At 69.2% G+C, this 17,635-nt stretch carries 16 protein-coding genes and 1 pseudogene; 3 read left to right on the top strand and 14 right to left on the bottom strand.

What is annotated here, in order from left to right:
* Window positions 1-22 precede the first annotated feature (22 nt).
* Window positions 23-985 (bottom strand): c-type cytochrome biogenesis protein CcsB, encoded by a 963-nt coding sequence (gene ccsB, locus ABGB08_RS01315; RefSeq protein ID WP_347585162.1) that lies wholly within the window; start codon window positions 983-985, stop codon window positions 23-25.
* Between the two features lie 154 nt (window positions 986-1,139).
* Here ccsB and ABGB08_RS01310 point away from each other — a divergent pair.
* Window positions 1,140-2,334 (top strand): annotated as a pseudogene (locus ABGB08_RS01310) (RNA-guided endonuclease TnpB family protein); the annotation flags it as partial.
* A gap of 27 nt (window positions 2,335-2,361) precedes the next feature.
* Here the strand turns inward: ABGB08_RS01310 and ABGB08_RS01305 are convergent.
* The 12 genes from ABGB08_RS01305 to ABGB08_RS01250 form a co-directional block, all read right to left on the bottom strand.
* Entirely contained in the window at window positions 2,362-3,885 is a 1,524-nt protein-coding gene (locus tag ABGB08_RS01305; protein WP_347585157.1) for a cytochrome c biogenesis protein ResB, read from the bottom strand.
* Window positions 3,885-4,613, bottom strand: a complete 729-nt coding sequence (locus ABGB08_RS01300; RefSeq protein ID WP_347585151.1) for a cytochrome c biogenesis protein CcdA — start codon at window positions 4,611-4,613, stop codon at window positions 3,885-3,887. Before ABGB08_RS01300 ends, ABGB08_RS01305 begins: the two co-directional genes overlap by 1 nt.
* Entirely contained in the window at window positions 4,600-5,169 is a 570-nt protein-coding gene (locus ABGB08_RS01295) for a TlpA disulfide reductase family protein (protein WP_155353822.1), read from the bottom strand. Before ABGB08_RS01295 ends, ABGB08_RS01300 begins: the two co-directional genes overlap by 14 nt.
* A gap of 219 nt (window positions 5,170-5,388) precedes the next feature.
* On the bottom strand, window positions 5,389-6,024 hold the full coding sequence (locus ABGB08_RS01290) for a histidine phosphatase family protein (RefSeq protein WP_347585142.1): 636 nt from the start codon (window positions 6,022-6,024) through the stop codon (window positions 5,389-5,391).
* Window positions 6,025-6,044: 20 nt separating this feature from the next.
* Entirely contained in the window at window positions 6,045-6,983 is a 939-nt protein-coding gene (locus ABGB08_RS01285) for a LysR family transcriptional regulator (protein ID WP_155353823.1), read from the bottom strand.
* Window positions 6,984-7,264: 281 nt separating this feature from the next.
* Window positions 7,265-8,587, bottom strand: coding sequence for a glutamate-1-semialdehyde 2,1-aminomutase (gene hemL / locus ABGB08_RS01280; protein ID WP_347585131.1), 1,323 nt, complete (start codon window positions 8,585-8,587; stop codon window positions 7,265-7,267).
* A 4-nt stretch (window positions 8,588-8,591) separates the two neighbouring features.
* Window positions 8,592-9,227 (bottom strand): bifunctional DNA primase/polymerase, encoded by a 636-nt coding sequence (locus tag ABGB08_RS01275; RefSeq protein WP_347585125.1) that lies wholly within the window; start codon window positions 9,225-9,227, stop codon window positions 8,592-8,594.
* 202 nt (window positions 9,228-9,429) lie between these two features.
* On the bottom strand, window positions 9,430-10,419 hold the full coding sequence (gene hemB, locus ABGB08_RS01270; RefSeq protein ID WP_347585119.1) for a porphobilinogen synthase: 990 nt from the start codon (window positions 10,417-10,419) through the stop codon (window positions 9,430-9,432).
* A gap of 16 nt (window positions 10,420-10,435) precedes the next feature.
* Entirely contained in the window at window positions 10,436-11,950 is a 1,515-nt protein-coding gene (locus ABGB08_RS01265) for a uroporphyrinogen-III synthase (protein WP_347585114.1), read from the bottom strand.
* 20 nt (window positions 11,951-11,970) lie between these two features.
* Window positions 11,971-12,870: a hydroxymethylbilane synthase gene (gene hemC / locus ABGB08_RS01260; protein WP_347585109.1), complete on the bottom strand. Its 900-nt coding sequence runs from the start codon at window positions 12,868-12,870 to the stop codon at window positions 11,971-11,973.
* Complete coding sequence (locus ABGB08_RS01255) at window positions 12,867-14,168, bottom strand: glutamyl-tRNA reductase (RefSeq protein WP_347585103.1); 1,302 nt, start codon at window positions 14,166-14,168, stop codon at window positions 12,867-12,869. The genes hemC and ABGB08_RS01255 overlap by 4 nt, the downstream gene beginning before the upstream one ends.
* Complete coding sequence (locus tag ABGB08_RS01250; protein ID WP_155350368.1) at window positions 14,165-14,860, bottom strand: redox-sensing transcriptional repressor Rex; 696 nt, start codon at window positions 14,858-14,860, stop codon at window positions 14,165-14,167. The genes ABGB08_RS01255 and ABGB08_RS01250 overlap by 4 nt, the downstream gene beginning before the upstream one ends.
* A 161-nt stretch (window positions 14,861-15,021) precedes the next feature.
* Between ABGB08_RS01250 and ABGB08_RS01245 the strand changes: the two genes are divergently transcribed.
* Window positions 15,022-15,258 carry a glutaredoxin family protein gene (locus ABGB08_RS01245; protein ID WP_347585093.1) on the top strand — a complete coding sequence of 79 codons (237 nt, stop codon included), beginning with the start codon at window positions 15,022-15,024 and terminating at the stop codon, window positions 15,256-15,258.
* Here ABGB08_RS01245 and ABGB08_RS01240 read toward each other — a convergent pair.
* Complete coding sequence (locus ABGB08_RS01240; protein ID WP_347585087.1) at window positions 15,255-16,652, bottom strand: antibiotic biosynthesis monooxygenase; 1,398 nt, start codon at window positions 16,650-16,652, stop codon at window positions 15,255-15,257. The genes ABGB08_RS01245 and ABGB08_RS01240 overlap by 4 nt on opposite strands.
* Window positions 16,653-16,924: 272 nt before the next feature.
* Between ABGB08_RS01240 and ABGB08_RS01235 the strand changes: the two genes are divergently transcribed.
* Entirely contained in the window at window positions 16,925-17,575 is a 651-nt protein-coding gene (locus ABGB08_RS01235) for a sigma-70 family RNA polymerase sigma factor (protein ID WP_155350371.1), read from the top strand.
* Window positions 17,576-17,635 lie beyond the last annotated feature (60 nt).

The raw sequence follows: 17,635 nt of genomic DNA, 5'->3' as shown, positions 1-17,635 counted from the left end.
GGGTCTATTGCCGGGTGAGCCCTTAGTTCACGTCGGCGTAGGAGTGCAGGCCGCCGAAGAAGATGTTCACGCCGACCAGGTTGAACAGCAGGCAGCCGAAGGCCACCAGGGAGACGATCAGGGCGGCCTTGCCCTTCCATCCGGCGGTGGCCCGGGCGTGCAGGTAGGCCGCGTACGCCACCCAGGTGATGAACGCCCAGACCTCTTTGGGGTCCCAGTTCCAGTAGCGTCCCCACGCCTTGTCGGCCCAGAGCGCGCCGGAGATGACAGCGAACGTCCAGATCGGGAAGCCGATCACGATCACCCGGTGCGCGATCCGCTCCAGGTCGGCGAGGGCGGGCAGCCGGGACCGGCCCTCGCCCCGGGAGCCGCGGAACAGGTAGAGCGCGGCGGCCACCCCGCCCACGGTGAACAGCCCGCTGGCGGCGATGGCGGCGGTCACGTGAATGGCCACCCAGTACGAGTCCAGCGCCGGAACCACAGGACCCGCCTGCGTGTACAGCACCCGGACGCTGAACCCGAGCCCGACCGCGGCGATCACGCTCACGAACGCGCCCAGGAACCGGACCGGGTAACGCAGTTGCATGAACAGGTACACGGTCACGGCGGCGAGGATCATCGCCACCACGAACTCGTACATGTTGCCCCACGGCCACCGTTCGACCGCGAGCCCCCGGGTCAGCGTGGCGGTCACGTTGGCGGCCCAGCCGACCCAGGTCAAGCCGACCGCGATCCGCCCGGCGCGCATCGCCCAAGCGACCGGCTCGCTCGCCTGAGTGATAAACGCCTGGGTCTCGGTCACGGTGCTGCCGTCGATGGCGACGAGCTCTTTTACGTTGAGCTCTTTTACGTTGAGCTCTCTGACCTGTGCCGGTCGGGTGGCGAAGGCCAGCTCAAGGGCGTACCCGACCATGGCGGCCAGGTAGAGGAGGATGGCGGCCAGGATGAGCTGGTCGCTCAGGGTGGCCAGTGTGTCAGCGGTCATCGGGAACCTCCGAGGAGACCCGGCCTTCAGGCCGAGGAGGAATCGGAATCCTGCGGAGCAGGGCAGGGAAAGCCGATTCGCCGCCAGGGCGGATCGGCGTGCACCCGCGCGATACCCACAGATAGTCACAAGCTGGTGTGATAGTTTGTGAGCCATAACCACTCACGTGAAGCGGGCGTTCAAGTACCGCTTCTACCCGACCGACGCGCAGGCAGCCGAGCTGTCGCGCACGTTCGGATGCGTGCGGAAGGTCTACAACATGGCGCTCGCCGCCCGGACCGAGGCGTGGACCCGGCAGGAGCGGGTCAACTACAACCAGACCTCGGCCATGCTGACGGCGTGGAAGAAGAGCGGGGAACTGGCCTACCTCAACGAGGTCTCCTCGGTCCCGCTCCAGCAAGCGCTGCGGCACCTGCAAGTCGCGTTCACCCACTTCTTCGGCAAACGGGCCAAGTACCCGCGCTTCAAGTCGCGGAAGAAGTCGCGGAAGTCCGCCGAGTACACCACCAGCGCGTTCCGGTTCCGGGACGGCAAGCTCACACTCGCCAAGATGCGCGAGCCGCTGACCATCGTGTGGTCCCGCCCTCTCCCGGAGGGTGCGAGCCCTTCGACGGTGACCGTGTCGCGGGACGCGGCGGGACGCTGGTTCGTCTCCCTGCTGTGCGAGGACCCGGGCATCAAGCCTCTCCCGGCCACGGACACGGCGGTCGGTATCGACGTCGGGCTGGGCCATCTCCTGACCCTCTCGACCGGCGAGAAGATCGCCAACCCGAGGCATGAACGCCGCGACCGTGCCGCCCTCGCCAAGGCCCAGCGCCGCCTGGCGAAGAAGGCCAAGGGTGACGGGGCGAACCGGGCCAAAGCCCGGCGCGAGGTCGCCAAGATCCACGCCCGGATCACCGACCGCCGCCGTGACACCCTGCACAAGCTGACCACTCGACTCGTGCGTGAAAACCAAACGCTCGTGATCGAGGACCTGACCGTGCGCAACATGGTCAAGAACCGGAAGCTCGCCCGCGCCATCAGTGATGCGGCGTGGTCGGAGTTCCGGAGCATGCTGGAGTACAAGGCCGCCTGGTACGGGCGCGAGGTGATCGCCGTCGACCGGTGGTTCCCCTCCTCCAAACTGTGCTCTGCCTGCGGCGCCTTGCGGGACAAGATGCCGCTGAACGTCCGTGTCTGGACGTGTGGCTGCGGCACGGCCCACGACCGGGACGTGAACGCGGCGAAGAACCTTCTGGCCGCCGGACGGGCGGTCGCGGCCTGCGGAGCTGGTGTAAGACCTCAACGGAGTTCTCCGGGCGGGCAGTCGGCGATGAAACAGGAAGTCTCACGGCGCGAGCCGTGAGAATCCCCTCCCTTCAGGGAGGGGGGCGTCAACCGAGACTCCTGAACGAGGCGACGATCTCGGCGAACTCGTCGGTGAAATTCTCGGTGAGAGACAATCCTCCCACCGTGACCCTTCCGTCCTTCATCCGGACCCAGACCCGGCGGCGGCGGATGGTCAGCGAGAACACCAGGCCCAGGACGGCGGCGATGGAGGCCATCAGCGCGGGCATCCGCCCGGGGTCGTACGTGGTCTGCAAGGAGATCCACTCCTTGACGCCGGTGAACTCGATCTTCCCGGCGCCGCCCGGCAGGTCGAGGGCCTCGCCGACGGCCAGCGGGCGCGGCTGCACGGTCATCGTGCCCAGCGGTTTGAGGTTCTTGTGCGCGCTCAGGTCGTAGACCGACTGCGGCTCGCCGGAGTCCAGACCGAGGTCGCCCGCGAACGGCCAGACCTGCACGGTCGGGTTCGCGGCCCCGGGGAAGACCGAGATCCACTCCTCCCCGACCGGAAGCGTGGACGGCAGGAACCGCCCCAGGAAGGCCAGTTGCTGCGGCCGCGCGTCCGGCACCTTGATGACGCACTCGGATTCGTACGTCGAGGTGTTGGAGGTCAGGCACGGCACCGGTCCCTCGTATGCCACCTGCCCCTGCCCGTCGGTCACCTTGAAGACGGGCGCGTAGCCGTGGCCGATCAGGTAGGTCAGCGTGCCGTTGACGTCCAGCGGCTCGTTGACGCGCAGGTCGACCACCCGCTCGGCCGCGCTGGGGGCGTCCTTGACGCTCAGCGTGGCGGAGAACGTGAGCGGCTGGCCCACCTTCTCGTGTCCTGGCCCGATATAGGTGGCCTGGAAGTCGGTGAGCTTGAACGAGAACGGTTCCAGCGACTCTGCCGAGACGGAAGCACCGGGGACATAACGGTCGTAGGCCGCGACGGTGTTGGCGAAGCCGTCGCCTTCGACCACCAGGACGTTGCCCTTGTAGCCGTACAGCCCGCCGGCGCCCACCGCGATCAGCAGGACCAGCAGCGCGACGTGGAAGACCAGGTTGCCGGTCTCCCGGAGGTGACCTTTCTCGGCCGCCACCCAGTCGGGTCCGGTTTCGACCCGGAAGCGCCGCTTCTTGAGCGTGGCCGCGGCTTCGGCGATCGTGAGGTCCGCCGTGAACTCGTCGTGGTACGGCAGGCGGAGCAGGTTGCGCGGCGCGGCCGGGGGTTTGCGGCGGATCTCCTTGAGGTGGGCGAGCGTGCGCGGCAGCACGCAGCCGACCAGCGACAGGAACAGCAGCAGGTAGATGGCCGCGAACCAGGGCGAGCGGAACACGTCGAACAGCCAGAACCGGTCCAGCCATTCGGCCTTGACGGGGTCGTTCGCGTAGTAGCGCGCCACGAGGCTGGCATCGACGTTGCGTTGCGGGAAGACCGAACCGGGCACCGAGGCGAGCGCGAACAGGAACAGCAGGATGAGCGCGGTCCGCATCGAGGTGAGCGTGCGCCAGCCCCAGCGCAACCAGCCGACCACCCCAAGACCCACGGGCTTGGTGACTTCCTTCTGTTCTTCGTCGGTCAGCGTCATCAGATCACCGGCTCGAATCCGCCCACCCAGCCCTGCAGGCCCGCGATGAGCTCACCCCACAGGCCGGTGACGAGCAGCAGCCCCACGGCCACCAGCATCGCGCCGCCGACCCGGGTGATGAGTTGGGAATGGCGGCGAACCGCCCGGAAGGTGTGCAACGCCCTGCGGTAGGCGAGCCCGGCGAGGATGAACGGCAAGCCCAGGCCCAGGGCGTACCCAAAGGCCAGGAGCGCGCCACGGGCGGCGCTGCCCTGGTCGACGGAGAGGGTCAGCACGACGGCCAGGGTGGGGCCGATGCACGGCGTCCAGCCGAGGCCGAAGACGACGCCGAGCAGCGGCGCGCCCGCCAGCCCGGCGGCGGGGAGCTTGTGGAAGCGGAAATCGCGCTGCAACCCGGGGATGAGGCCGAGGAACGCGAGCCCGAGCACGATCGTGAGCGCGCCCAGGACTTTCGTGATGACCTGGGCGTTACCGAGGAGCGCCGCGCCGAGGCCGCCGAAGAGCGCGCCGCCGAGCACGAAGACCAGGGCGAATCCGAGCACGAAGAGCCCGCTGCCGAGCACGAGCGTGCGCCGGCGCGGGTCGGCGCTCATGCCCGTGACGTACGACAAATAGCCCGGCACCAGCGGCAGCACGCACGGCGAGAGGAACGAGACGAGACCGGCCAGCAACGCGATCGGCAGCGCGATCAGCAGCGAGCCGGAGGCGACCGTCTCAGCGAGATTCACTGTTGACCTTGGTGACGGCGTCGAGCAACGCCTGGTACTTGACCGCGCCGAGAGCCCGCGCGGCGATCTTCCCGTTCCTGTCGATGATCAGCGTGGACGGGATCGCGGCGGGCGGCACGGTCCCCTGGAACCCGAGCAGCACCTGCCCCTGCTGGTCGTGAATGCTCGGATACCCCGGCTCCATGGCCCGGTCATAGGCGAGCGCGGCCGTCTTCTGATCCTTGAAGTTCACCCCGAGGAACTCCACACCCCCCGATTTGGTACGGGCGGCGACATCTTTCAGGATCGGCCCCTCAGCCCGGCAGGGCGCACACCAGGACGCCCAGAAGTTCAGCACGACGACTTTGCCCTTGGCCATCCCCGCAGTCGACCCATCCAGCGACTGCCCTTCAACCGCAGGCGCGGCCTTCCGCTCCCCCGGCTCAAAGATCTGGATTTTTCCGTCACCGGGGATAAATCGCGTATCCCCGGACTCCGGCTGCCCCGAACTCTGCGAACCCGCACAGCCCGCCAGCACAAGGATGGCAAGCACGAAGACGAGAGGTTTGATGGGCATCGGAGAACGATCTCCTAGTACTACGGCCAGTAGAGCAACGTCACTCTACTGCGTCATGCCCGCGCCTCCGGCACGGGGGCTCGGGCGCTGTGTCTATGGCCGCGCCTCCGGCACGGCGGGCTCGGCCGCCTTCAGCCTGTGTCTTCCCTCGTCACTCCGGGTCGCTTCGCTCCCCTGCGTTCCTCAGTCCAGACACAGGCGCGGCCGAGCCGGGAGTGGCTACGAACCGGCGATGGGATTGCCCTTGAGAAGAATGGCAGCTGGTTCGGTATAGCCAACCGTGACCAATCTGTCGTCTTCGAAGGTAAAACTCGTCAGGCTGGCCAGCGAACATTGACGCCGCCGCGGGTCATGCCAGAGCCGCCGGTTCTCCGCCGCCAGCCGGATGATCCAGATCGGCATCTGGTGGCTGACCATCAGGATCTCGTGCCCGCGCACCGCCGCCTTCGCGGAGTCGATGACGGACTTCATCCGGGCCACCACGTCCAGATACGCCTCCCCCCAGGAAGGCCGCCGCGGATCCCTGATGTGCCAGAAGTTGCGCGGATCCTTGAATACCGCGCCCGCCAGCCGCTTGCCCTCGAAGACGTTCGTCGCCTCGATCAACCGATCGTCCAGGACGACCGCAAGCCCGCCCAGGGCCTCCGCGGACGGCGCGGCCGTCTCCTGGGCGCGCTCCATCGGCGAACTCCAGACCGCCACAATGTCCCGCCCCGCGATGGACTTCGCCACCATATCGGCCATCGCCCGGCCGTTGTCCGACAAGTGATATCCCGGCAGTCTGCCGTAGAGGACGCCCGCGGGGTTATACACCTCACCGTGGCGCAGCAGATGAACAACGGTGGTCTCAGTCATGGTGGCGCCAGCCTACTGCGCTAAACCGGCGTGCTCTGACTCGCCGCGCCCGGCTCGAGCGCCAGCGGAGCACACGCGGTGCGCAACGCCTCCACGGCCGCCCGGATCGCGGGACGGCGGGCCGCGTCGGTCCGCCACAGCGCGTAAACACGGCGAATCGGCCGGGGCAGGATCGGGACCATCCGCACTTCATCGGGCACCGCGCCCCGGCCCAGCCGCGGGATGAGCGCATAGCCGTGCCCGGCCGCGACCATGGCCATCTGCGACGGATACTCATCGGCGTAGCACACCACCTGGGGCTCCTTCTCCGACGACCGGATCAGGAACATCAGGAAGTCGTGGCAGACCGTCCCCGGCGAGGAGATGATCCACTGATCGCCGGGCAGGTCGGCCAGGGCCACCTCGCGCTGGTCGGCCAGCGGGTGATCGGCCGGCACGGCGACATCGGCCACGTCCTCGAGCAGCGCGGCCCGGGACAGACCGTCCGGGATGGCGATCGGCCGGTTGACCCAGTCCTGCACCACGGCCAGGTCGATCTCGCCCCGGGTGACCTCGCGCACCATGCGGTCCGGCTCGCGCTCGTAGACGAGCAGGTCCAGGTCCGGGTGCCGATCCTTGAGCAGGGTGAGCGCGTTCGGCATGATGCCGCGCGCGGCGGTCGGGAAGGCCGCCATGGACAGCCTGCCGACGACCGCGCCGCGCAATGCTTCGAAGTCCGCCTCGGCGGTCTCCACCAGCGCGAGGATCTTCTCGGCGTGGTCGGCCAGCAGCCCGGCGGCGTCGGTCAGCTTGACCCCGCGCCCGTTGCGCTCGACCAGCACGGCGCCGGTCTCCCGCTCCAACTTGGCGAGTTGCTGGGAGATGGCGGACGGGGTCACCATCAACGCTTCCGCCGCCGCCCCCACCGAACCGTAGGTCGCGACCGCGTGCAGAGCCTTCAACCGGTGCAAGTCCAACATGTAGCTAGTCTAAACCATGCACCTAAGAAAATCTCGCTTGTGCTCAACTGTTAAGCACTGGAAAATGAAGACATGAGAATCCTAAACAACGTCTTCACGAAGACCACCCGCCCCGCCGAGCTCTCCTACCTGGAGACCCTGGCCCGTCAGGCCCGTCAGTCCCGCTCCAAGAAGCTGAGTCGCTCAACCTGAATGGCTTGACCGCGCCTGTGTCTGGACTGAGGAACGCAGGTCGCGAAGCGGCCGGAGTTGACGAGGGAAGACACAGGCTCCCAGGGCGGTCAAGCCCGCCGTGCCGGAGGCGCGGCCAATGTCACTGCTGCTGCCCTTGCGGCGGCCGGTAGGGCTTCGGCGATCCGAGTCAGTGCGTCGTCGTCGTGCGCGGCGGAGAGGAACCACGCCTCGTACGCGGACGGTGGCAGGTAGACGCCCTGATCCAACATCGAGTGGAAGAACGCCGTGTAGGCCGCCGTGTTCTGGGTCTTCGCCGACGCGAAGTCCGTCACCGGCTGATCGGTGAAGAAAATGGAGAAGAGGTTTCCGGCGCGCTGGAGCCGATGCGGCACCCCCGCGGCGGCCAGCGCGTCCGAGGCCGCGCGACCGATGATCAGGGCCGAGGCGTCGATCCGGTCGTAGACGTCGGCGTCGCAGGCGATGAGCGTGGCCAGTCCGGCGGCGCACGCGAGCGGGTTTCCCGACAGCGTGCCCGCCTGGTAGACCGGGCCCTCCGGAGCGAGGTAAGCCATCACGTCGGCCCGGCCGCCGAAGGCCGCCGCCGGGAGGCCGCCGCCCATCACCTTGCCGAAGGTCATCAGGTCGGCGTCCACGGAGTCGAGGCCGTACCAGCCGGAGGCGGTCACCCGGAAGCCGGTCAGCACCTCGTCCACGATGAGCAGCGCGCCATGCTCGGTGCACAGCTCGCGCAGCCGCCGGTTGAAGCCGTCAAGCGGCGGGACGACACCCATGTTCGCCGGGCACGCCTCAGTGATCACGCACGCGATCTCGGCGGCCGCGAACGCCTCCTCCACCGCCGGCACGTCGTTGTACGGCAACACGATCGTGTCCGCCGCCGACGCGCCCGTCACGCCCGGGGTGTCCGGCAGGCCGAAGGTGACGACACCGGAACCCGCCGAAGCCAGCAGCGCGTCCACGTGCCCGTGGTAACACCCGGCGAACTTGATGATTTTCGATCGGCCGGTGAAGCCGCGCGCGAGCCGTACCGCGCTCATGGTGGCCTCGGTGCCGGAGCTGACCAGCCGCACCTTCTCCACGGCCGGGCTCATCCGGTTGACGATCTCCTCGGCGAGCAGCACCTCGCCCTCGGTGGCGGTGCCGTAGGAGAGGCCGTGGGCGAGCGCGTCGGAGACGGCCTGCACCACAGCGGGATGCCGGTGGCCGAGAATCATCGGCCCCCACGAGCAGACCAGGTCCACATACTGGTTGCCGTCCACATCCGTGAGGTACGGCCCCTGCCCGGAGGCCATGAACCTCGGTGTCCCGCCCACCGCCCCGAAGGCGCGAACCGGGGAGTTCACCCCGCCGGGCACGAGCTCCTTGGCCCGGGCGAACAGTTTCGCGGATTGCTGGGTAAATTCCACGCCCACGAGATTAGTCGGCAATCAGGTCGAGCACGCGCAGGGGATCGGGCAGCGGACGCCCGTCCGGCGGGCGCAGCCAGGTCACCACCGAGCCGCCGGGAAGCGTCGACGGCGGCGCGAGCACGTAGCTGTCGCGGCAGTGCCAGCGCAGCCCAGGTGAGGAGTCGATCGTCTCGGGGCCGTAGTCGAGATGGCAGGACCACCACTCGTCCTCGTCGTCGGGCGCACCTCGGGTAGCCACATAAAAAAGAACCCGGTCGCCGTTCGCGGCGACCGGGCCAGTGGCGAAACCGGCGGCGTCCATGGCCGCCAGCGCGGTGATCCCGGCGGCGGCGGGGACGTCGAACACGTCGAATACCCGGCCGGTGGGCAGGATCACGTTCGCCTCGGGGTTCTGCCCCCACCAGCGGGTGAGCTGGGCGGTGTCCAGCGTGGCCTGCATCTGCCAGGCGGGCGACAGCGGATGCATGCCGGGATCGGGACAGCCGATCCGATCGCACGAGCAGGCGCGCCCGCCCTCGCGGAGCGGGTGCGCCCCCAGACAGCTGGCCCAGCCGAGCGCGGCGTAGTGCAGCACCGAGGTGATGGGGCGCGGCGTCCGGTGCGCGCGCCGCCTCGATCTCCGAGCCAGCGGTACCCCCACCATGGTGCCCCTCCCCGATTCCCGACGGAAAACAACAACCACACGGGTGGCTGGTGTTGCACTCGATAATGCCTGTTACCAAATGACCTTCGCAGGGCGACCCCCGCATATGGCCCGGATTAACCAGAAACCCGTCCCATAGACAGCCGCGTAGCCGCCGACCAGGCGACTGACCGCTGCAGCTGTCCAGATCACGACTTTCTAGTTAATAGGCCAAGCGGCGCGCGATTTCCGTGGCCCAGTAGGTGAGGATCAGATCAGCACCGGCCCGCCGGATGGCGATCAGCGATTCCATGATCACTCGATCTCGGTCGATCCAGCCATTCGCGGCGGCGGCCTCCACCATCGCGTACTCCCCGCTCACCTGGTAGGCGGCCACGGGCACGTCCACCATGTCGCGGACCTGCCGCAGGATGTCCAGGTAGGCCAGCGCGGGCTTCACCATGACCGCGTCCGCGCCCTCGTCCAGGTCCAGCCGGACCTCCCGCAGCGCCTCCCCGACCGGCCCGGCCGGATCCTGCTGGTACGCGTTCCGGTCGCCGAACTGCGGCGCGCACTCGGCCGCCTCCCGGAACGGGCCATAGAACCCGGACGCGAACTTCGCCGAGTAGGCCAGGATCGGAATCTCCGCGAACCCTTCGGTGTCCAGCGCCGCCCGGATCGCCGCGACCTGGCCGTCCATCATGCCGCTCGGCGCGATCACGTGCGAGCCCGCCCGCGCCTGCGCGACGGCGGCGGCGGCATAACGCTCCAGCGTGGCGTCGTTGTCGACCTCGCCGGTCGCGGTGAGCAGCCCGCAGTGGCCGTGGTCGGTGTACTCATCCAGGCAGGTGTCCGACATCAGCACCAGCGCGTCGCCCACCTCAGCAGCCAGGTCGGCCAGGGCGAGTTGCACGATGCCGTCCGGGTCGTCGGCGGCCGAACCCCGGCCGTCCTTGTGCAGCGGGATGCCGAACAGGATGAGCCCGCCGACACCCGCCTCGGCGGCCTCGTGAGCGGCCTTGCGGAGCGAGTCGCGCGTGTGCTGCAGCACGCCGGGCATCGACCCGACCGGGTTCGGCTCGGCGATGCCCTCCTTGACGAAGAGCGGCAGGATCAGCTCGGCCGGATGCAGCCGGGTCCCGGCCACCATGCGGCGCAGCGGCGCGGTCCGGCGCAACCGGCGCGGTCTAGCGACCGGAAACTCAGCGGTCATTCCCCTCACCCCATGTTTATTTGGCCCGGCGACGGGCACCCCTGCGCGTCTGTGACGGGCGACGCGGAACCTCGCCCGCGGAGACGGCCGCCTGGCGCTGCTTCGCACCGTACTCCGCCAGCGCCGCCGCGAGAGCCGAAGCCGAAGGTTTGTCGGCCATCACGTCCACCCGCAGCCCGAACTCCTCCGCCGTTTTGGCGGTCTGCGGGCCGATGACCGCGATAACAGTGACGTTATGCGGTTTCCCGGCGATCCCCACCAGATTCCGCACGGTCGAAGAAGACGTGAAAAGTACAGCGTCGAACCCGCCGCTCTTGATCGCCTCCCGGATCGGCGCCGGCGGCGGCGCGGCCCGGACCGTGCGGTAGGCGGTCACGTCGTCGCACTCCCAGCCGAGCTCGGTCAGCCCGGCCACCAGCGTCTCGGTGGCGATGTCGGCGCGCGGCAGCAGCACCCGGTTGATCGGGTCCAGCATCGAGTCGTACGGCGGCCACTCGGCCAGCAGGCCTTCCGAGGACTGCTCGCCGGTCGGCATCAGATCCGGCCGGACCCCGAACTCGACCAGGGCCCGCGCGGTGGCGTCGCCCACGGCGGCCACCTTCAGCCCGGCGAAGGCGCGCGCGTCCAGGCCGTATTCCTCGAACTTCTCGCGGACCGCCTTGACGGCGTTGGCGCTGGTGAAGGCCACCCACTCGTAGCGTCCGGTGACCAGGCCCTTGATGGCGCGGTCCATCTGCTGCGGAGTCCGCGGGGGTTCCACCGAGATGGTGGGCACCTCCTCGGGCACCGCGCCGTACGAGCGGAGCTGCTCGGACAGCCCGGCCGCCTGCTCCTTGGTGCGCGGCACCAGCACCCGCCAGCCGAACAGCGCCCGGGTCTCGAACCAGGAGAGCTTGTCCCGCTGGCCGACCGCGTCGCCGACCACGACGACCGCGGGCTCGGTCATCCCGGCGTGCTTCAGGTCGGGGCCGAGCCGCCCCAGCGAGGAGACCACGGTGTACTGCTCGGTGGTGGTGCCGTCGCTGGTCACCGCGACCGGCGTGTGGTCGGGCTTGCCGCCGGCGATGAGCGCCTTGGCGATCGGGACCGCCTCGGCGAGACCGTTGTAGATCACCAGGGTGCCCTGGCAGGCGGCATGCGGCGACCAGTCGGTGACCTGCGTGGCGTCCACGATCCGGAACTCCGGCACCGCCGAGGCGGCCGGGATGCCGGCGTAGGTGAGCACCGCGGTCGCGGGCGGCACGCCGGGCACGATCTCGAACTCCACCTCGGCCTTGGCGCAGGCCGCGACCTCCTCGGCGACCGAGGAGAACAGCGAGGGATCGCCGTGGCAGACCCGGACGACCCGCTTGCCCGCCTTGGCCGCGGCGATGAAGCCCTCCGTCATCACGATCACGTTGGGCGGGCAGTGGCGCAGCATCGCGCCGTACGCCTCCTGGTCCAGCACGACGACATCGGCGCGCGACAGGAGGTCGGCGCCGCGAAGTGTGAGCAGGTTCTCGTCGCCGGGCCCAGCTCCGACAAATGCCACGAATCCAGATTCGGTATTGCTCAATGGGCCCCCATCAACGTGCCGGCCCCTTGCGCGATCATGGCGACCGCGAGCTCGCGCCCGAGGTCCATGGCTGCCATCCGGGGTCCGGAGGCGGACTTGCGGACCGCTCGCGCGCCGTCGATCGCGACGACGGTGGCGGTCAAATTCAACGTGTGCCCGTCATCTGCCGCATACGCGCCCACCGGCGCGGAGCAGCCCGCCTCCAGGGCGGCCAGCACCGCCCGCTCGGCGGTGACGGCGGCCCTGGTCCTGGCGTCGTCGAGCACGGACAGCAGCTCGACCAGGTCGGGGCGCCCGGTCAGGCACTCCACCGCGAGCGCGCCCTGCCCGGGGGCGGGCAGCATCTCGTCGGTGTCGAACAGCTGGGCGATCTCGCCGTCGCGGCCCAGGCGGGCGAGCCCGGCGGCGGCCAGCACCACCCCGTCCAGCTCGCCGGCGGTGACCTTGCCGATCCTGGTGTCGGCGTTGCCGCGAATCGGCACGTATTCCAGGTCGGCGCGGAGCGCGCGCAGCTGGGCGATCCGGCGCGGCGAGCCGGTGCCGACCCTGGCCCCTGGCGCCAGGTCGGCCAGCTTGACCGCGCCCACCAGGGCGTCCCTGGGGTCGTCGCGGAGCGGGATGGCCGCGATGGTGATCTGCGGGTCCGCGGCGGTGGGCAGGTCCTTGAGCGAGTGCACGGCGAAGTCGATGTCGCCCTCGATCAGGTGGGTGCGCAGCTCGCTGACGAACACGCCGGTGCCGCCGAGCTGGCTGAGCTGCGCCTTGCTCACGTCGCCCAGGGTGGTGATGCCGACGAGCTCAACCGCCCTGCCGGTAAGCGCGGTCAGGCGGTCCGCCACCTGCTGCGACTGCGTGGTCGCCATCAGGCTCTTGCGGGTGCCCAGCCTCAGCTTCACTGTTCGAGCTCCATCCTGGATACGGCGCCCGGCGCCTTCGGGTCCAGATTGAACAGTTCGCGGAGCGCCTCGGCATAATGATCGCCTGCCGGGGACGCCGCGAGCTGCTTGACACGCACAGTCGGCTCATGGAGGAGTTTGTCCACCACGCGCCTGACCATGTGCGCGACCTCGTCTTTCAGCTTGCCATCGAGTTCGGGCACTCGCGCCGTCAACCGGCCCATCTCGGCCTCGACCACGGCCGCCGCCCGGCTGCGCAGCGCGATCACCGTCGGCGTGACCCGGGCCGCGCGGGTCTGGTCCAGGTAGGCGGCGACCTCTTCTACGACGATCGCCCGGACCGCCTCGATCTCGGCCCCGCGCCCGCCGTCGCCGCCGATCCCGGCCTGCTGCATGGAGTCCAGGTCGACCAGGGTGACGCCGGGGAACGTGCGCACGCCCGGGTCCACGTCGTGCGGCAGCGCCAGGTCAAGCAAGAACAGGGGTCGCGAACGGCCCGCCATCGCCGCCAGCACCATGTCCGTGGTGATCGCGCGATTGCCCGCCCCGACGCAGGAGACCACCAGGTCGGCCTGGGCCAGCTCGGCGGTCACTTCGGTGAGTTCGACCGCCCGGCCGCCGACCGTCTCGGCGAGCCGTACGGCGCGCTCGTAGGTGCGGTTGGCGATGACGATGTTGGTGACGCCCGCGCGGGCCAGGGTGGCGGCGGACAGGGCGCTCATCGAGCCCGCGCCGACGACCAGGGCGCGGCGGCCCTTGATCGGGCCGAGCACCCGCCCGGCCAGGTCCAGGCCCACCCCGACCAGGGAGGCTCCGGCGCGGTCGATGCCGGTCTCGCTGTGCGCGCGCTTGCCCGCCCGCAGCGCGTGCTGGACCAGCTCGTTCAGCGTGGGGCCGACGCTGCCCTCGTGCTGGGCGGTCCGCAGCGCCGACCTGATCTGGCCGAGGATCTGGCCCTCGCCGACGACCATGGAGTCCAGGCCGCAGGCGACCGAGAACAGGTGGTGGACCGCGCGCTCCTCGTAGTGCACGTAGAGGTGCCGGGTCAGCTGCTCCTGCGGCACGTCCGAATGGGCGGCCAGCAGGTCGGTCAGCGCGGTGACGCCGCCGTGGAACTTGTCCACGTCGGCGTAGAGCTCGACCCGGTTGCAGGTGGAGACGACCATGGCCTCCGACACGTGCTCGTCCTGGCGCACGTCGTGCAGCAGCTTCAGCAGCGCGTCACCCGAGACGGTCACACGCTCCAGCAGAGCCACCGGAGCGGTCCGGTGGCTGAGCCCGACGATGAGCATGGTCATCCGGCCTCCCCGGCCCAGTCCTCGGCCATCATGGGCCCCCCACTCACCTTGCGCTGCTCATGAAACGCGAGGATCTGCAGTTCAATGGATAGATCGACCTTACGGACATCGACACCGTCAGGCACCGTGAGCACGACGGGGGCGAAGTTCAAGATACTCGTGACACCGGCGGCGATGACCCGGTCGCAGACCTGCTGCGCCGCCGTCGCGGGGGTGGCGATCACCACGATCGACACGCCGCGCTTGCGGATGACGGCCTCCAGGCCGTCGGAATGTTCCACCGTCAGGCCCGCGATGTGGTCCCCGACCACGGCGGGGTCGGCGTCCAGCAGCCCGGCCACCCGGAATCCTCTGGACACGAAGCCGCCGTAGTTGGCCAGCGCCCGGCCCAGGTTGCCGACGCCCACGATGGCCACCGCCCAGTCCTGGGTGAGGCCGAGCTCGCGGGAGATCTGGTAGATCAGGTACTGCACGTCGTAGCCGACGCCGCGGGTGCCGTACGACCCCAGGTGGGAGAGGTCCTTGCGGAGTTTGGCGGAGTTCACGCCCGCGGCCAGGGCCAGATCCTCCGAGCTCACGGTCGCGGTGCCGCGCTCGGCCAGGCCGTTCAGGGCACGCAGGTAGAGCGGCAGCCGCGCGACGGTCGCGTCGGGGATGCCGCGCTCACGAGCTTGCGGAATACGGCGGATCACTAGCCGGAGCTCCCGGGGGGAATGAGACGGATGTTGAGAACAAACCCCAGGTTAGTGCCTTTGTGAAGCCATGCACAAAGTCGAGGCTTATCCGTCCGTGCTCAATCACTGTGCCAGCCGGAGGGGCCGGTCTCCAATTCGCCCCCCGTACTGTGGAACGCATGGCTCATTCGATCACGCTGTACGGCAAGCCCGGCTGCCACCTCTGCGCGGACGCCCGCGCGATCATCGCCCGGGTGGCCGGGGAACTGGGCGTGCCGTGGGAGGAACGTGACATCACCGCCTCCGCCGAAGACCTGGAGAAATACGGCGAGATGATCCCGGTGACGCTGATCGACGGGGTGCAGCACGACTTCTGGCGGGTCGACGAGGCCCGGCTGCGCGCCGCGCTCACCTAGATCCGGAACGCCGAAGGCAGCGGCACCACCTTCGCCGCGTTCACGCTCAGCTCGATGACGTTGGTCGCCAGCACCAGCACCTGGCGTTCGGTGGCGAAGCGTTCCATGTGCGGCTGCCGCTGGTGCTCGGAGAAGGCCACCTCGTCCCGGTAGAGCTCGTAGACGATGCGCTGCAGCGGGGCCGACTTCACGCCATGGCAGACGAAGACCAGGGTGTCCGGCTCGGCCGCCTGGACCGCTTCGACGGTCTCCTCGGCCAGCTTGTCGAACGCCTCGCCGGAGCCGTCCAGGAGGGTGAAGACCGTCAGGATGCCGTAGATATTCGGGGACGGCTTGGCGGTCGCGCCGATCGAGGCCGCGCCCGCGTAGACGACGCCGGTGGCCGGCATGTTGTATTCGGGGACGGCGGGCTGGGGGGCGGGCATGCCGTACTCGGGGGTGCCGCCGCCGAAGCGATCGGCGGGCATCATCGTGCCCGTCATCGGGCCGCCGAACGCGTCGGGGCCGCTGGGGCCGACCGGGGCGCCGAAGCCGCCGGTCTGCATCCTGGCCGCGTAGTCGACCTCGCCGGTCTCGCCCGCGCGGTATTCGGCCACCAGGTCGCCGAGGCCGGAGCGCAGCGGCGGGAGCTCCGGCTCGGGTTCTTGCCGGCGGCCGTACCCCTGCCAGTCCTGCTGGGGCGGGGGGCTTGGGGGTGGTGCGGGTTCGTCCTCCTCGTCCTCGTACGGGGCGAGTGGCCGGGCCACCGCGTACCAGATCGCGCCGGACAGGCCGCCCAGCAGGGCGGCCACGAACGGGCCGGGCACGGGGAACAGGAACGCGCCCACCAGGGCCATTCCGGTCGGGGCCAGCACTACGGTGGCGTTCATGTTGTCGGCGTCGTAGTCGTCCCCGCCGCGCCAGCGCACCACCGCCACCATCAGCGAGATCAGCAGGATCAGCAGGATCACGACATGCACGACGCGCAGCAGCTGCTCCGGCCAGAGGTCCCAGAACGTGTTCCCGATCGGCAGCTCTTTCGTGAAGTCCTCCGGAGCCACCACCGGGTCGATCAGCATGATGACGCCACCGATGAGGGTGAGGCCCACGCCGAGCGCCCAGCCGGAGAACTGGGCCGAACGCTTCTCCGCCAGCAGCTGGATCAGCCCGATGGCCAGCCAGAGCGGCGCCAGCAGCGCCCCGCCGATCTGGTAGATCCGGAAGGTCAGCGGCGCGAACCCAAGCAGGTGCCCGACCCCGACCGCGCCGAGGGCCAGGCAGAGCGAGAAGGTCGTGATGATCCAGGCGGTCAGCCACCCGGACGCCTCCTCCCGCAACCGCCCGATCAGGGCGCCCGTGGTGATGGCGGCCAGCAGGGCTCCGGCGAAGGCGATGACAGCGACTAGAACTTCCATGGTGTCCTTATTATGGCCGCGCCTCCGGCGCGGCGGGCTTGACCGCCTTCAGCCTGTGTCTTCCCTCGTCACTCCGGCCGCTTCGCGACCTGCGTTCCTCAGTCCAGACACAGGCGCGGTCAAGCCGGGACATATGACCTACGGCGCGGAGGTTGCCCATAGGCGCTTCGCCCCTGTGCCAAACCGGACCTCCGGCACGATGGACATAAGCCGCGTTGATTTCTAGAGTGTGCAAGCACGCCGACTTCCCCTTCCCCGCATGGGATATCCGGATGCCGAACACGTGGCCGTTCGCCGGGATCGCTCCTCCGGCTTCCGCTGGAGCGGTGCAGACCGCGCCCATCGAGCCAAGCACGATCACGCTCTCGCCGGAACACGACGAGATGCGCACGCTGGTCTTGCGCGCCAAGACCGGCGACACCGAAGCGTTCGGCATGCTCTACGACCGTTACGTGGAGCTTGTCTACCGCTACGTCTTCTTCCGGGTCGGATCGCACCCGTTAGCCGAGGACCTGACCAGCGACACCTTCCTGCGCGCGCTGCGCGGCATCGCCGACTTCACCTGGCAAGGCCGGGACTTCGGCGCGTGGCTCGTGACGATCGCCCGGAATCTGGTGACCGACCATTTCAAATCAGGCCGAAACCGCTTAGAAGTCTCCACGGCGGAGGTCCTCGACACCCCGCTCGACGGGCCGCACATCCCCGAGAACGCCGTCGTCACCAACATGGTGAACGAGCACGTGATGCGCGCCGTCCAGCAACTCGGCCCGGAGCAGCAGGAATGCGTCATCCTCCGCTTCCTGTACGGCATGTCGCTGGCCGAGACCGCGCTCGTGATGGGCAAGAAAGCCGGGGCGATCAAGGCGTTGCAGTTCCGCGCCATCAAGGCACTGGCCCGGGCGCTGCCCAAGGATCTCGGTTAAGACACGTGCCGTAACCTAGGCCGCCTGCGCGTCGTTGGGCAGGAGGCAGGGCGGGGATCA

Origin of the sequence: Acrocarpospora sp. B8E8 (genome assembly GCF_039871605.1) — a bacterium.
GTDB lineage: Bacteria > Actinomycetota > Actinomycetes > Streptosporangiales > Streptosporangiaceae > Acrocarpospora > Acrocarpospora macrocephala.
Note: the sequence above shows the minus strand (reverse complement) of the source record. Positions and strands in the feature narration are given on the sequence as shown.

Bases quoted from the DNA above. Each gene is read 5' to 3' on its own strand.
- ABGB08_RS01235 (WP_155350371.1), top strand. From the start codon at position 16,925: ATGCCGAACACGTGGCCGTTCGCCGGGATCGCTCCTCCGGCTTCCGCT.
- ABGB08_RS01255 (WP_347585103.1), bottom strand. From the start codon at position 14,168: ATGACCATGCTCATCGTCGGGCTCAGCCACCGGACCGCTCCGGTGGCT.
- ABGB08_RS01290 (WP_347585142.1), bottom strand. From the start codon at position 6,024: ATGACTGAGACCACCGTTGTTCATCTGCTGCGCCACGGTGAGGTGTAT.
- ccsB (WP_347585162.1), bottom strand. From the start codon at position 985: ATGACCGCTGACACACTGGCCACCCTGAGCGACCAGCTCATCCTGGCC.
- hemB (WP_347585119.1), bottom strand. From the start codon at position 10,419: ATGACCGCTGAGTTTCCGGTCGCTAGACCGCGCCGGTTGCGCCGGACC.
- ABGB08_RS01275 (WP_347585125.1), bottom strand. From the start codon at position 9,227: ATGGTGGGGGTACCGCTGGCTCGGAGATCGAGGCGGCGCGCGCACCGG.
- ABGB08_RS01285 (WP_155353823.1), bottom strand. From the start codon at position 6,983: ATGTTGGACTTGCACCGGTTGAAGGCTCTGCACGCGGTCGCGACCTAC.
- ABGB08_RS01305 (WP_347585157.1), bottom strand. From the start codon at position 3,885: ATGACGCTGACCGACGAAGAACAGAAGGAAGTCACCAAGCCCGTGGGT.
- ABGB08_RS01295 (WP_155353822.1), bottom strand. From the start codon at position 5,169: ATGCCCATCAAACCTCTCGTCTTCGTGCTTGCCATCCTTGTGCTGGCG.
- ABGB08_RS01245 (WP_347585093.1), top strand. From the start codon at position 15,022: ATGGCTCATTCGATCACGCTGTACGGCAAGCCCGGCTGCCACCTCTGC.
- ABGB08_RS01240 (WP_347585087.1), bottom strand. From the start codon at position 16,652: ATGGAAGTTCTAGTCGCTGTCATCGCCTTCGCCGGAGCCCTGCTGGCC.